Annotated in this window: 11 protein-coding genes; 5 read left to right on the forward strand and 6 right to left on the reverse strand. The window is 73.3% G+C overall.

From position 1 onward, the window contains the following. Window positions 1–143 precede the first annotated feature (143 nt). Window positions 144–1,364, reverse strand: a complete 1,221-nt coding sequence (locus tag ACIRST_RS32585; protein WP_402806786.1) for a trypsin-like serine peptidase — start codon at window positions 1,362–1,364, stop codon at window positions 144–146. A 515-nt stretch (window positions 1,365–1,879) separates the two neighbouring features. Here ACIRST_RS32585 and ACIRST_RS32590 point away from each other — a divergent pair. Then, window positions 1,880–3,487, forward strand: a complete 1,608-nt coding sequence (locus ACIRST_RS32590) for an ABC-F family ATP-binding cassette domain-containing protein (RefSeq protein ID WP_402806788.1) — start codon at window positions 1,880–1,882, stop codon at window positions 3,485–3,487. Window positions 3,488–3,789: 302 nt separating this feature from the next. Here ACIRST_RS32590 and ACIRST_RS32595 read toward each other — a convergent pair whose 3' ends face one another. The 5 genes from ACIRST_RS32595 to ACIRST_RS32615 all read right to left on the reverse strand — a co-directional run bounded on the left by ACIRST_RS32595 (window position 3,790) and on the right by ACIRST_RS32615 (window position 8,270). After that, window positions 3,790–4,440, reverse strand: coding sequence for a Pr6Pr family membrane protein (locus tag ACIRST_RS32595; protein WP_402806791.1), 651 nt, complete (start codon window positions 4,438–4,440; stop codon window positions 3,790–3,792). A gap of 145 nt (window positions 4,441–4,585) precedes the next feature. Further along, window positions 4,586–5,299: a response regulator transcription factor gene (locus ACIRST_RS32600; protein ID WP_350524389.1), complete on the reverse strand. Its 714-nt coding sequence runs from the start codon at window positions 5,297–5,299 to the stop codon at window positions 4,586–4,588. Between the two features lie 17 nt (window positions 5,300–5,316). Continuing rightward, on the reverse strand, window positions 5,317–6,585 hold the full coding sequence (locus ACIRST_RS32605) for a histidine kinase (RefSeq protein ID WP_350524356.1): 1,269 nt from the start codon (window positions 6,583–6,585) through the stop codon (window positions 5,317–5,319). Next, window positions 6,582–7,562 (reverse strand): hypothetical protein, encoded by a 981-nt coding sequence (locus ACIRST_RS32610; protein ID WP_350524355.1) that lies wholly within the window; start codon window positions 7,560–7,562, stop codon window positions 6,582–6,584. The genes ACIRST_RS32605 and ACIRST_RS32610 overlap by 4 nt, the downstream gene beginning before the upstream one ends. Before the next feature lie 123 nt (window positions 7,563–7,685). Further along, window positions 7,686–8,270 carry a GNAT family N-acetyltransferase gene (locus tag ACIRST_RS32615; protein WP_402806795.1) on the reverse strand — a complete coding sequence of 195 codons (585 nt, stop codon included), beginning with the start codon at window positions 8,268–8,270 and terminating at the stop codon, window positions 7,686–7,688. Window positions 8,271–8,465: 195 nt separating this feature from the next. Between ACIRST_RS32615 and ACIRST_RS32620 the strand changes: the two genes are divergently transcribed. Genes ACIRST_RS32620 through ACIRST_RS32635 form a run of 4 tightly spaced genes read left to right on the forward strand, consistent with a single transcriptional unit; the run spans window position 8,466 to window position 14,308 of the window. After that, entirely contained in the window at window positions 8,466–9,650 is a 1,185-nt protein-coding gene (locus tag ACIRST_RS32620) for a CaiB/BaiF CoA transferase family protein (protein WP_402806930.1), read from the forward strand. Between the two features lie 2 nt (window positions 9,651–9,652). Further along, on the forward strand, window positions 9,653–10,795 hold the full coding sequence (locus ACIRST_RS32625) for an acyl-CoA dehydrogenase family protein (RefSeq protein ID WP_402806797.1): 1,143 nt from the start codon (window positions 9,653–9,655) through the stop codon (window positions 10,793–10,795). Between the two features lie 37 nt (window positions 10,796–10,832). Beyond that, window positions 10,833–12,047, forward strand: coding sequence for an acetyl-CoA C-acetyltransferase (locus ACIRST_RS32630; protein ID WP_350524352.1), 1,215 nt, complete (start codon window positions 10,833–10,835; stop codon window positions 12,045–12,047). A gap of 38 nt (window positions 12,048–12,085) precedes the next feature. After that, entirely contained in the window at window positions 12,086–14,308 is a 2,223-nt protein-coding gene (locus ACIRST_RS32635; protein WP_350524351.1) for a 3-hydroxyacyl-CoA dehydrogenase NAD-binding domain-containing protein, read from the forward strand. The last annotated feature ends 86 nt before the right edge of the window (window positions 14,309–14,394 follow it).

Raw genomic sequence — 14,394 nt, forward strand, 5'->3', positions numbered from 1 at the left:
GGGGGGTGTGGTCTTTAACTCGGGGTGGCGCGCTCTTGTGGGGGCGTTTTTTAAGCGGGGGGGGGCCCACCGGGAAAACCCCGGGGGGCCCGGGGGGGGGCCCCCCGCGCCCCCCGGGACCGGTGGGGATCATCCCCCGTGGATCACTTGGCCTTCTTCGAGAAGTACTCGAACATGTGCTGGGCCACGTCCTCCAGGTACGGACCGGCCTCGTAGGTGTTCGCGCCGTTGCCGATGGAGGTGTCGCTGACCAGAGCCGGCTTGCCGTCCTTGGTCGCGAACCAGCCGCCGCCGCTGCTGCCGCCGGTCATGTTGCAGCCGATCAGCAGCATCGCGGGACGGCTCGGGTCGCCGGTCTTCTTGGACGGCTTGCCGCCGTCGCAGTGCTCCAGCTCGACGCCGTCGAAGGGCTTGCCCTCCGGGAAGCCGTAGTTGGCGACGGAGGCGATCTGGTCGCGCGGGGCGTTGAACCACAGCGGCACCGAGCCGCCGACGGTCTCCTCCAGCGACTTGCCGTTCGGGTCGGGGTTGGCGACCTTGATGATGCCGAAGTCGTACTGGCTCCACGGGCCGCCGTGCTCCGGGTCGGCCTCGCCGGTCCACTGCGGGGAGACCATGCCGGCGGTCGCGCCCCACTCGCCGTACGGCTCGGCGTCGTCCAGCTTGGACTTCTGCTTGTTGCCGTTGCTCAGCACGCCGTTGCTGTTGAAGGCCGGGGCGAAGGTGATGTCGGTGTAGTACTTGTTGCCCTTGCCGCCGTGCAGGCAGTGGCTCGCGGTCCACACCAGGTTGCTCTTGCCCGGGTTGGCCGGGTCGGAGACGACGGTGCCGGAGCACACGTAGTCCTCGTTGCCGTCCTTGAAGAAGATCTTGCCGTTGACGTGCATGTTCTTCGGGAACGGGTGCGCGACGGGCTTCGCCGGGACCACGGCGGGCATCTGGTCCGGGCCGGTCGGCGGCTGCGCGGCGGTGGGCTGGGCCGGGGCGGCACTGGTGGGCTGCGCGGTCGGCTGGGCGGGCGCCTGCGTCGGGTCCTGGCCGGGGGCCTGCGGCAGCGGCTTCGGCTTGGCGTCCAGCAGCTTCTGCAGGGTCCAGTAGCCCTTGACCGCCGGGGTGATGACGTTCGCCTGGGCCCACTTGTCCCAGTCCTCAAGCTTCCAGGTCTTCAGCTCGTCGAGCGTCGGGAGCTTGATCGGCGCCGCGCCCGGCTTGCCGGAGGCGCTGGCCGCGACCGAGGGAGCCGTGGTCTGGGCTCCGGTCACCGGGTCGCTGTTGTCCGGTCCGCACGCGGTCGCGACCACCATGGTCAGCGCGGCGACGGAGGCACCCAGGACGGCACGGCTCGGCCGGGATATCGGTGACATGAGTTCAAATCCCCCTGTTGACTTCCGCCATACGGCCCTTCTCCTCGGGCGCGGCCCGGGGCCGCGTGTATGGCAGGTGAGGAGTCTGCCATGCGGATGAGGATCTCCTTACACCCACCCCCGACCGGGACGAAGCTGTCACCGGATCGCTACGGGATCGGCACGGAGCCTCCGTCGGGACCGGAAAACCGGTTGCACGCCTCCCGTGGCGTGCCTAGCGTGGTCCGGGTCGCCAACCAGACAAGGAGTAGGCCGTTGATCTACTGAGGCTCCGGGACACCGCCCCGCCGCGCAGGCACTGTTGCCGCGTGGTGCGCGAGTGTGCGACCTCAGTCACGGCCCGGTGGCGATCCGCGATCCCCCACGATCGATGCTCCGTGATCCTCTGTGATCCGCGGCGATCGTCGGTGTGACGCCACCCCTTCTCGTCCCCGCCGGCCGTACCGGTCCCCGCACCCGCGGTGTCTCCCCGTGTTGCTCATCACCCCTTCGGCAACCACCTTCGGGAGGCCTCCATGGCACAACCCACCACCGCCGTCCTCTGCACCGACCTCGCGTTCGACTGGCCCGACGGCAAGCCCGTCCTGAGCGGCTTCCACCTCGCCGTCGGCCCCGGCCGCACCGGCCTGATCGGGCTCAACGGCGCCGGCAAGTCCACCCTGCTGCGGCTGATCGCCGGCGACCTCACCCCGACCGGCGGCACCGTCCGGGTCGACGGCGAACTCGGCTACCTGCCCCAGGGCCTGACGCTCGACACCTCCCTGCGGGTGGACGAGGCGCTCGGCATCCGGGCCGCCCGCGAGGCCCTGCACGCCATCGAGTCCGGTGACACCGACCAGCGGCACTTCGACGCCGTCGGCGACGACTGGGACGTCGAGGAGCGCGCCCGCGCCACGCTCGACCGGCTCGGCCTGCGCCGCCTCGGCCTCGACCGCACCACCGGCGAACTCTCCGGCGGCGAGGCGGTGCTGCTGCGACTGGCCGCCCTGCTGATGGCCCGCCCCGACGTCCTGCTGCTGGACGAGCCCACCAACAACCTCGACCGGGCCGCCCGCGAGCGGCTCTACGAGACGGTGGCCGGCTGGCACGGCGTGATGCTGATCGTCAGCCACGACCGCGAGCTGCTGCAGCACGTCGACCAGATCGCCGACCTCCGGGGCGGCGAAGTCACCTGGTACGGCGGCAACTTCGACGCCTACGAGCGCACCCTCGCCGCCCAGCAGGAGACGGCGGAGCGGCTGCTGCGCAGCGCCGAGGCCGACGTCCAGCGTCAGAAGCGGGACCTGGTCGACGCCCGGTCCCGGCTGGACCGCAGCGTCGCGTACGGCAAGAAGCGCTCGGTCACCCGCAACGACCCGCACATCTTCCGGGGCATGCTCAAGCGCAAGGGCCAGGAGACGGCGGGCCGGCTCCAGGGCATGCACACCGAGCGGCTGGAGGAGGCCAAGGCGCGGCTCACCGAGGCCGAGGAGGCCGTCCGGGACGACGCCGAGATCCGGATCGACCTGCCGCGCACCGAAGTCCCGGCCGGGCGCACGGTGCTCACCCTGCAGAAGGTCCGGCTGCCGCACGGCATCACCGCCGAGCTCGACCTGCGCGGGCCGGAGCGGATCGCCCTGGTCGGCCGCAACGGGGCCGGCAAGTCCACCCTGCTGCGCACCATCGCGGGCGAACTCGCCCCGCTGGAAGGGCAGATCACCGCTCCGGTGTCGCTGCGGCACCTCCCGCAGCGGCTCGACCTGCTGGACGAGAAACTCAGCGTGGTGGAGAACGTCAAGCTGTTCGCCCCCGCCGCGGGGGACAACGCGATCCGCGCCCGGCTCGCCCGGTTCCTGTTCCGCGGAGCCAGGGCCGACCAGCCGGCCGCCACCCTCTCCGGTGGCGAGCGGTTCCGCGCGACCCTGGCCGCCCTGCTGCTGGCCGACCCGCCGCCGCAGCTGCTGCTGCTCGACGAGCCGACCAACAACCTGGACCTCGCCAGCGTCCGCCAGCTCACCCAGGCGCTGGCCGCCTACCGGGGCGCGCTGATCGTGGCCAGCCACGACCTGCCGTTCCTGCGCGGCCTGGGCGTGACCAGGTGGCTGGAGCTGGACGGCGACCTGCGGGCGGTGGATCCGATGTAGCGGGGACGGTTGCGGCCGCCAACGCTGCTGCTGGGCGTCCTGGTCGGCCCGGGCGTCCTGGGCGTCCTGGGCGTCCTGGTCGGCCCGGGCGTCCCCGGCGAGCACCCGGCGGGCTGTGCTCAGCGCGGAGCCCCGAGCGCGGCCGGCTCGTCGGGAGTGAACACCGGGGTGCGGAGCCGGCTCCGACGCCCCGCTCCCGGAGGACGCGCCCGCGGCGTGAGACGCGCGGGCGGTCGCTCCGGGTGCCGGTCCCGGCACCGCCCCCGGTGCCGGGACCCGGCGCTGCGGCTGCGGCTGCGGCGCTACGGCTGCGGCGCGGGGCGCAGTCTGCCCGCGACCAGTGTCCCGAGCCGGTCCAGCCCGACGACGAGGGCGGCGAGCACGACGAACTCGACGGTCAGCTGGGCGATCTGCCCCCAGACGTAGCCGTAGCCCTTGGTGGTCGGGTCGAAGAAGAAGTACGGGTAGGGCAGCGGGTAGTCGTCGAACAGCGCGTTGCGGGTGAGCACGATCGCCGCGTAGCCGAGCGGGAAGGCCAGCCAGAGCGGTATGTCCTTCCAGGCCGCCGCGTTGCGCGGCTTCAGGACCAGCCAGTCGACGATCACCATCACCGGCGTCACGTAGTGCAGGAAGAAGGACGACCAGTTCGCCAGCCGGTCCGGCCCGCTGACCAGGCCGGGCAGCGGGTTGGCGCCGTGCTGCAGCAGGACGTGCGAGACCAGCCCGGTGATCAGGATGTACAGCGTGGCTGCGCCGCGCAGCCGGGGCGCGGGCGCGTCCACGGTGCCGCGCCGGTCCATCCAGTACACCGCTCCGATGAAGTAGCCGAGCACGATCACGTTGCTCTGCACGGTGAAGTACACCAGCGGTGCCGTTCCGAGGGTCAGGCCGAGGCCTGCCGAGAGCACGATTCCCATGCGCCACCACAGCGCGGGTCGGGTCCGGACTGTCATGCGGCCACCAGTTCGTTTCAGGCGATACGGGAGGTATCGGACGGCTGAGGGGAAGGTCGCACTCTACTCGCCGGTACCGGCGGGGTGGAACCCGTGTGCGATGCCCGCGGACCTCCGGTGGGCTCCCGCGCCCGCCTGCGGGTGTTCAGCCCGGCAGCACGAACCCCGACTCGTACGCCGCGATGACCGCCTGGGTGCGGTCCCGCGCACCGAGCTTGGCGAGCACGCTGCCGACGTGCGTCTTCACCGTCTCCTGGCTCACCACCAGCCGGGCGGCGATCTCGCCGTTGTTGAGCCCGGTGGCCATCAGCCGCAGCACCTGCCCCTCCCGTTCGGTCAGCCGCCCGATCGGCCCCCGGTCGGCGCCGGCCTCCCGCCGGCGGTCGTTGCCGTGCCGCACCGCGAGTTCGCGGACGGCCGCCGGGAAGAGCAGCGAGTCCCCGCGTGCGACCAGCCGTACCGCCTGCACCATCTCCTCGGCCCGGGCCCGCTTCAGCAGGAACCCGGCCGCGCCCGCGCGCAGCGCGTCGTACACGTGGTCGTCGTGCTCGAAGGTGGTGACCACCAGGATCCTCGGCGGCTCGGCCATCCCGCCGACCAGCTGCTCGGTGGCCCGGATCCCGTTGATGCCGGGCATCCGGACGTCCATCAGCACGACGTCCGGCCGCAGCTCGCGCACCAGCGGGACGACCTCCGCGCCGTCGGCTGCCTCGCCGACCACGGTGAGGTCCGGCTCGGCGTCGATCACCACCCGCAGACCCATCCGGACCAGCCGTTCGTCGTCGGCGATCACCACCCGGATGCCGTCGGTGCCGCCGTTCGTCAGGCCGTCCGTGCCGCTCCCCATTCCGCTGCCCATGCCGTTCCCGTCGTTCGTCATGCGGTCCCTCCCACCGGCAGCCACACGGCCAGCCGCCACGTCGTGCCGTCCGCGCTCGGCCCCACCGTGCTGCCGCCCCGCAGGGCGGCTGCGCGCTCCCCGATTCCGCGCAGCCCGCGCCCGCCGCCGGGTCGGCTCGGACGGGCGGGGCCCAGCGGGTTGGTCAGTTCGATCTCCAGTCGGCCGGCGGCCAGCCCGACCCGCAGCCCGGCCGGGGCCGGTCCGGCGTGCCGCAGCACGTTGGTCAGGCCCTCCTGCACGATCCGGTAGGCCTCGCGGGAGACCGGGGCCGGCAGGGCGGCCAGGCCGGGGGCCAGGTCGGCGTCCACCGTCACCCCGGTGCGGGCGAGTTGGCGCAGCAGGTCGTCCAGCCCGGCGAGGGTGGGCCCGGCCGGTCCGGCGGCCTCCGGGTCCTCCTCGCGCAGCAGGCCGAGCACGGTGTCGAGTTCGCTGACGGCCGCCCGCGCGGTCTCCTCGATCGCCTGCAAGGCCTCGGCGGCGAAGTCGGGGTTGGTCCGCAGCACCCGGGCGGCCGCCGAGGCCTGGATGCCGACGGCGCTCAGCGCGTGCCCGACCGAGTCGTGCAACTCGCGGGCCAGCCGGTTTCGTTGGGCGAGCACGGTGGCCCGGCGCTCGACGGCGGCGAGCCGCTCCTCCGGGGTCGGGCCGAGCAGGGCGGGCGCCCAGCGGGCGAGCAGGGCTCCGCAGCCGGCGTTGGCGAGCAGCACCAGCAACAGGACGGCGAGGCCGAGGGTGGGGCCGGTGAACATCCAGCCCGGGAAGCGGTCCTCCCAGAAGCGGACGAGGTCCTCGGCCCCGCCGAAGGAGAACATCAGCACCACGGCGAACGGCACCCCGGCCAGCGTCATCCCGGCGACCACCCCGCCGAAGAACACGTGCAGCACGTACCAGACCGCGGTGCGCCACCGGGCCGGCCAGGTGCGGGCCGGGCCGGTGGCCAGCTCCTCGGACCGTTCGGCTGTGCACAGCGCCCGGGCGGCCGCGCCCTCCAGCCCCCGGACCGTGGGCACCAGCGCGGTGACGGCGGCCATCGGCAGCGAGGTGAACAGGGAGAGGAACTGCAGCAGCGCCTGCCGGGCGTTGCCCTGCTCGGGGTTGAGCGCCCCGAGCAGCACCACCGACAGCAGCCAGTACGGCATCAGCAGCGCGCCGCCCAGCACCAGGTGCACCCAGCGCAGCCGGGCCCGCCGCCCGACCACCGCCCCCGCCGCACGCCGCAACCGCGTGCCCGCCCCCGTGATCACCTGGGTGACTCTACGTCAGGGGTGCTCGCCCGGGCTCCCCGTTCGGTCAGCGCGACCGCCCCGACGGCCAGCATCAGCACCGCGGTCACCACCTGGCCGGCCTGCACCAGCGGCATCAGCCCGGGCACCGCCATCCGCAGCTCGGTCACCCGGGTCGTCGTCGCCCCGAAGGCCACCAGTTGCCAGCTGCCCCAGCCGAACAGCGAGCCGGCCGCCGTCCAGGCCACCAGCAGCGGACCGAGCAGCCGCCGCCGCGGCCGGACCCGGAAGACCACCACCAGCAGGGCCGCCGCGGCAGCCACCGCCATCACGGCGGTCACCCCGTCCATCACCGCCACGCCCCGGTTCCGCTCCTGCGCCATCGCGGCCGGCACCCCGGCGGTGCCGCCGAGCGACCAGTACGTCCGGGCCGTCGCGACACCGGTGGCGAGCAGCGCGGCGACGCAGGCGAGGGTGCGTTGCACGGCCAGCGTGGGGGAGCGCGGCAGGTCGCCGATCCGGTCCGCGAGCAGCCCGGCCCACCGCCGCCGGGCGTACAGGGCGAAGGCGGTGATCAGCGCGAGGCCCTGCACCGCGAACCCGCCGTACACGACGACGAAGACCCAGCTGCCGAGGCCCTTGTCGTCCGGCGCGGTGCCGTGCTCCGGGCCCAGCACCAGGGTGCTCAGCAGGGACAGCGGCAGCGCCACGAGGAGGGTGCCGAGCAGCCCGGTCGCCACCCACATCGGGAACGCCACCAGCCCGGCCGGGGCCCGCCGCCCCCACGGCCGTACGAAGGCCAGCGCCAGGGCGACGGCGATCGCGTCCATCCCGAAGGTGAGCAGGTTCAGCAGCCAGAGCCGGTCCATCCCGGCGGGGTCGTCCGACCCCACCGGATGGCCGGTCAGCCAGAGCAGCTTGAGCGTCAGGTACGGCCCCGTCGCCGCCACCGCCGTCCACGCGGCCCCGGCCCGTACGACGGTCTCGTTGATCCTCATGCCCCCACGGTCGCGCCGGGACCGGCTCCCCGTCCTCCGCCCGGGGCGTGATCCCGCTCCCCCCGGCGGGGGATGTCCGGCTCAGTCCGTCCGGCTCGGTCCGTCCGGCTCAGGCCATCCGGCTCAGGCCATCCGGTGGATCAGCCGGTCCTCGGCGTCGACCCGTCCGTCCGGGTCGGCCACCAGCCCGAGCCGTTCGGCGAGCCGCCGGGAGGGCAGGTTGTCGGCCCGGATCAGCGCGACGACCGGGATCCCCGGGAACCGCGGGCGCCCCTGCGCCATCGCCGCCCGTGCGGCCTCCGCCGCGTAGCCCTTGCCCCAGGCGGACGGCCGGAACCGGTAGTAGAGGTTGAACACCCGCTCCCCGTCCAGCGTGTGCAGGTACAGCCCGGCGAAGCCGATGATCACCTCCGGCTCGTCCCGCGTCGACACGGCGCAGTACCCGATGCCGTCCCGCACCCAGTCCGCCACGAAGCCGTCCAGCGCCTCCTGGGCCTGCGCGAGGTCCCGCTGCGGCCCGTGCGGGTTGTACCGGTTGGTCTCCGGGTCCCCGTGCACGGCGAACATGGCCTCGGCGTCGCCCTCCTGCGGCCGGGTGAGCACCAGCCGCTCGGAGACGGCGACGACCGTGCGGTCGGTGGCGGGCCGGTCGGTGGAGGTCCGATCGGTGACGGGCCGGTCGGTGGCGGGCCGGTCGGTGATGGTCATGGCGCTTCCCCCGTGGTTCTTCGTGTCCTTCGTAATGGATGCAACGCAGACTAGGCCATTACACCGACAGGCGCCCGGCCAATTTCCGCCGGTGGGCCCCGGGGTGGCGCGGACCGGCGCGGAGGTCTTGTTACCGGCGGGTCGCTTGCCTATCATCGCGAGTGTTACAGCTTTACTGTCAAACCCCGAAGGGTTCTGCGGCCAGTGCGTGACTCAAGCGGTGCACCGGGCTCGGGCGGCCCGTTGGCGGGCGTGCGGGTGGTGGAGCTCGCCGGGATCGGACCGGGGCCGTTCGCGGCGATGCTGCTGGGGGACCTCGGCGCGGACGTGGTGCGGGTGGACCGGCCGGAGCCGTCGCCGCTGGGGACGGACCCGGCCCACGACCTCAGCAACCGCAACAAGCGCTCGGTGCTGGTCGACCTGAAGTCGCCCGAGGGCCCCGGGCTGGTGCTGGACCTGGTGGAGCGGGCCGATCTGCTGATCGAGGGCTACCGGCCGGGCGTCGCGGAGCGGCTCGGGGTCGGGCCCCGGGACTGCCTCGCGCGAAATCCGGCGCTGGTGTACGGGCGGATGACCGGCTGGGGCCAGCACGGCCCCCGGGCCGCCACCGCCGGGCACGACCTCGGGTACGCGGCGGTCGCCGGGGTGCTGGGGATGGTGGCCGCGCCGGGCGGTGCCGAGGAGGCGCCGGGCATCCCGGCCAACCTGCTCGGCGACTACGCGGGCGGCTCGCTCTACCTGGTCGTCGGCCTGCTCGCCGCGCTGCACCACGCCCGGGCCACCGGCGCCGGCCAGGTGGTGGACGCGGCGATCGTCGACGGCGCGGCACACCTCGGCAGCATGCTGTGGGGCCTGCTCGCGGCCGGGCACTGGCAGGACCGCCGGGGTGTCAACCTGCTCGACGGCGGCGCCCCGTTCTACGCGGTCTACCGGACGGCGGACGGCGGACACCTGGCCGTCGGCGCGCTGGAGCCGCGCTTCTACGCCGAGTTCGCCCGACTGCTGGAGCTTGGCCCGGACGCGCCCGGCCAGCACGACCTCGCCCGCTGGCCCGAGCTGCGCGCCCTGATCGCCGCCCGCTTCGCCACCCGGACCAGGGCCGAGTGGGAGGCCGTCTTCGCCGGCTCCGACGCCTGCGTGGAACCCGTACTGACGATGCGTCAGGCGGCAGCCGACGCGCACCTGTCGGCCCGCGGGACGTACGTCGAGGCGGGCGGCGTCACCCAGCCGGCCCCCGCCCCCCGCTTCTCCGCCACCCCCGGCGCGCTGCGCCGCCCGCCGGCCCGACCGGGCGCGGACACCGCCGAGGTGGCCCGCGACTGGGGCGTGCCGTCACTCGGCCCGTCGGCCCCCGACTCCGTAGCAGAGCAAGGAGAGTAGCGTTGCAGCGCGAGATCTTCACCGAGCAGCACGACGACTTCCGGGCCACCGTCAAGGCGTTCCTCGCCAAGGAGGTGCTGCCGCACTACGACCGCTGGGAGAAGGCGGGCATCGTCGACCGGTCGGCCTGGCTCGCGGCCGGCCGGCAGGGCCTGCTCGGCATCGCCGTCCCCGAGGAGTTCGGCGGCGGTGGCACCCCGGACTTCCGCTACGCCGCCGTACTGGCCGAGGAGTTCGCCCGGGCCGGCGCCTCCGGACTGGCGATCGGCCTGCACAACGACATCATCGGCCCCTACCTGACCTCGCTCGCCACCGAGGAGCAGAAGCGCCGCTGGCTGCCCGGCTTCTGCTCCGGCGAGCTGATCACCGCGATCGCGATGACCGAGCCCGGCGCCGGCTCCGACCTGCAGGGCATCCGCACCCAGGCGGTCGACCGGGGTGACCACTTCCTGCTCAACGGCGCCAAGACCTTCATCTCCAACGGGATCCTCGCGGACCTGGTCGTCGTGGTGGCCCGCACCACCCCCGAGGGCGGCTCGCGCGGCCTGAGCCTGCTGGTCGTCGAACGCGGCATGCCCGGCTTCGAGCGCGGCCGCAACCTCGACAAGATCGGCCAGAAGGCCCAGGACACCGCCGAGTTGTTCTTCGAGGACGTCCGGGTGCCGAAGGAGAACCTGCTCGGCGAGCTCAACGGCGGCTTCGTCCACCTGATGCAGAACCTCGCCCAGGAACGGCTCACCATCGCGGCCTCGGCGATCGCCGGCGCCGAGTACCTGGTCGAGATCACCACGGACTACGTCAAGCAGCGCGAGGCCTTCGGCCGGCCGCTCGCCAAGCTGCAGCACGTCCGCTTCGAGATCGCCGAACTGGCCACCGAGTGCGCCGTCACCCGGACCTTCGTCGACCGCTGCATCACCGAGCACAACCGCTACGCGCTCACCCCGGCCGACGCCTCGATGGCCAAGTGGTGGGCCACCGAACTGCAGAAGCGCACCGCCGACCGGTGCCTCCAACTGCACGGCGGCTACGGGTACATGAGCGAGTTCCCGGTCGCCCGGGCGTTCACCGACGGCCGCATCCAGACCATCTACGGCGGCACCACCGAGATCATGAAGGAGATCGTGGGCCGCTCCATCCTCGGCTGACCTGCCAAGCCCCCCGCCCCGAAAGGCAAATCCCATCGTGACCACCGAAGCGTACGTCTACGACGCGATCCGCACCCCGCGCGGCCGGGGCAAGGCCAACGGCTCGCTGCACGGCACCAAGCCGATCGACCTCGTCGTCGGCCTGATCCACGAACTGCGCCGACGCTTCCCCGGGTTGGACCCGGCCGCGATCGACGACATCGTGCTCGGCGTGGTCAGCCCGATCGGCGACCAGGGCTCCGACATCGCCCGGATCGCCGCCGTCGCGGCCGGCCTGCCCGACACCGTCGCCGGCGTCCAGGAGAACCGCTTCTGCGCCTCCGGCCTGGAAGCCGTCAACCTGGCCGCCGCCAAGGTCCGTTCGGGCTGGGAGGACCTCATCCTGGCCGGCGGCGTGGAGTCGATGTCCCGGGTCAGGATGGCCTCCGACGGCGGCGCCTGGTTCGCCGACCCGATGACCGCCTACGAGACCAACTTCGTCCCGCAGGGCATCGGCGCCGACCTGATCGCCACCATCGAGGGCCTCTCCCGCACCGACGTGGACGCCTTCGCCGCCGAGTCCCAGGCCCGCGCCGCCAAGGCCCAGGCGGACGGCCTGTTCGACCGCTCGGTCGTCCCGGTGCGCGACCGCAACGGCCTGGTCGTGCTGGAACGCGACGAGTTCATCCGCCCCGGCACCACCGTCGAGACCCTGGCCGGCCTCAAGCCCTCCTTCGCCCAGATCGGCGAAGCCGGCGGCTTCGACGCCGTCGCCCTGCAGAAGTACCACTGGGTGGAGGCCATCGACCACGTCCACCACGCGGGCAACTCCTCCGGCATCGTGGACGGCGCCGCCCTCGTCGCCATCGGCAGCCGCGAGGTCGGCGAGCGGTACGGGCTGCGCCCGCGCGCCCGGATCGTCTCCGCCGCCGTCTCCGGCTCCGAGCCGACCATCATGCTCACCGGCCCCGCCCCGGCCACCCACAAGGCGCTCGCCAAGGCCGGGCTCACCGCCGCCGACATCGACCTGGTCGAGATCAACGAGGCCTTCGCCGCCGTCGCGCTCCGCTTCGTCCGCGAACTCGGCTTCCGCCACGACCAGGTGAACGTCAACGGCGGCGCGATCGCCCTCGGCCACCCGCTCGGCGCCACCGGCGCGATGCTGCTCGGCACCGTGATCGACGAGCTGGAGCGGCGCGACCTGCGCTACGGCCTGGTCACCCTCTGCGTGGGCGGCGGCATGGGCATCGCCACCATCGTCGAGCGCATCTGACCCCCCGTCCCTCGGATCCCCTCGGAGACCCTGAACTCATGAGCGACACCACCACCATCCGCTGGGAGCAGGACCAGGACGGCGTGGTCACCCTCGTCCTCGACGACCCCACCCAGTCCGTCAACACCATGAACGAGGCCTTCACGGCCGACTTCGAAGCCGTCGTCGCGCGCCTGGCCGGCCTCGGCGACGCGCTGCGCGGCGTGGTGATCACCTCCGGCAAGAAGACCTTCTTCGCCGGGGGAGATCTGCGGATGCTCTCCGCCGCCCGCGCCGAGGACGCCGAGGCCGTCTTCGAGAAGTCCATGCGGATCAAGCGCTCGCTGCGCACGCTGGAGACCCTCGGCAAGCCGGTCGTCGCCGCCGTCAACGGCAGCGCGCTCGGCGGCGGCCTGGAGATCGCCCTCGCCTGCCACCACCGGATCGCGCTGAACACCCCGGCCGCCCGGATCGGCCTGCCCGAGGTCACCCTCGGCCTGCTGCCCGGCGGCGGCGGAGTCGTCCGCACCGTGCGGCTGTTCGGCATCACCGACGCCCTGCTGAAGTTCCTGCTGCAGGGCCGCCAGTACCGCCCCGGGCAGGCGATGGAGCACGGACTGGTGCACGAACTGGTCGACACCCAGGAGGAGTTGACCACCCGGGCGCGCGCCTGGATCGACGCCAACCCGACCGCCGTCCAGCCCTGGGACGTCAAGGGGTACAAGATCCCCGGCGGCACCCCCGCGACCCCGGCCTTCGCCGCCAACCTGCCCGCCTTCCCGGCCAACCTGCGCAAGCAGCTGAACGGCGCGCCCTACCCGGCCCCGCGCAACGTCCTGGCCGCCGCGGTGGAGAGCGCCCAGGTGGACGTCGACACCGCGATGGTGATCGAGGCCCGCTACTTCACCGAACTCGCCTGCGGCCAGACCAGCAAGAACATGATCCAGGCGCTGTTCTTCGACATGCAGGCCGTCAACTCCGGTGCCGGGCGCCCCAAGGACGTCGAGAAGCGGCTGGTCCGCAAGGTCGCCGTGCTCGGCGCCGGCATGATGGGCGCGGGCATCGCCTACGCCTGCGCCAAGGCCGGCATCGAGGTCGTGCTCAAGGACGTCAGCACCGAGGCCGCCGAGCGCGGGAAGGCCTACTCCGAAGGCCTGTTGAACAAGGCCGTCGCCCGCGGCCGCTCCACCGAGGCCAAGCGCGACGAACTGCTCGCCCGGATCACCCCCACCGGCGACGCCGCCGACCTGGCCGGCTGCGACGCGGTGATCGAGGCCGTCTTCGAGAACACCGAGCTCAAGCACAAGGTGTTCCAGGAGATCGAGGGCGTCGTCGCCCCCGACGCGCTGCTCTGCTCCAACACCTCCACCCTGCCGATCGGCCTGCTCGCCGAAGGCGTGCGGCGCACCGACGACTTCATCGGCCTGCACTTCTTCTCGCCGGTCGACAAGATGCGGCTGGTGGAGATCATCCGCGGCCCGCAGACCGGCGACGAGGCCCTCGCCCGGGCCTTCGACCTGGTCCGCCAGATCGACAAGACCCCGATCGTGGTCAACGACTCGCGCGGCTTCTTCACGTCCCGGGTGATCGGCCAGTTCATCAACGAGGGCGTCGCCATGGTCGGCGAGGGCATCCACCCGGCCTCCGTCGAGCAGGCCGCCGCCCAGGCCGGCTACCCCGCCAAGGTGCTCTCCCTGATGGACGAGCTCACCCTCACCCTGCCGCGCAAGATCCGCGACGAGTACCGGCGTGCGGCCGAGGCCGGCGGCGGCACCTGGACCCCGCACCCGGCGGACGCGGTGGTCGACCGGATGGTCGACGAGTTCGGCCGCCCGGGACGCAGCGGCGGCGCCGGCTTCTACGAGTACGGCGAGGACGGCAGGCGCGGGCGGCTCTGGCCCGGGCTGCTGGAGCACTTCGGCGGCTCCGGCGGCGGTGCTGCTTCCGGCTCCGGTGCCGGCTCCGGTTCCGGAACTGACCCGGCCGAGGTGCCCTTCGAGGACCTCAAGGAGCGGATGCTGTTCAGCGAGGCCCTGGACTCGGTGCGCTGCCTGGAGGAGGGCGTGCTGACCTCGGTCGCCGACGCCAACGTGGGCTCGATCCTCGGCATCGGTTTCCCGGCCTGGACCGGCGGCGTGTTCCAGTACATCAACGGGTACGAGGGCGGCCCGGCCGGCTTCGCGGCCCGCGCCCGCGAACTCGCCGCCGCGTACGGCGAGCGGTTCGCACCCCCGGCGCTGCTGGAGCGGATTGCGGCGGAGGGCCGGACGTTCACCGACTGACCGGGGAGCCTGCCCGGGGCCGGGTGGGGCCGGGTGGGGCCGGGTGGGGCCGATGGGGCCAGTGGGGCCGCGCGCGTCGCGGCCCC

It is taken from the genome of Kitasatospora sp. NPDC101447 (assembly GCF_044767225.1).
Classification (GTDB): domain Bacteria; phylum Actinomycetota; class Actinomycetes; order Streptomycetales; family Streptomycetaceae; genus Kitasatospora.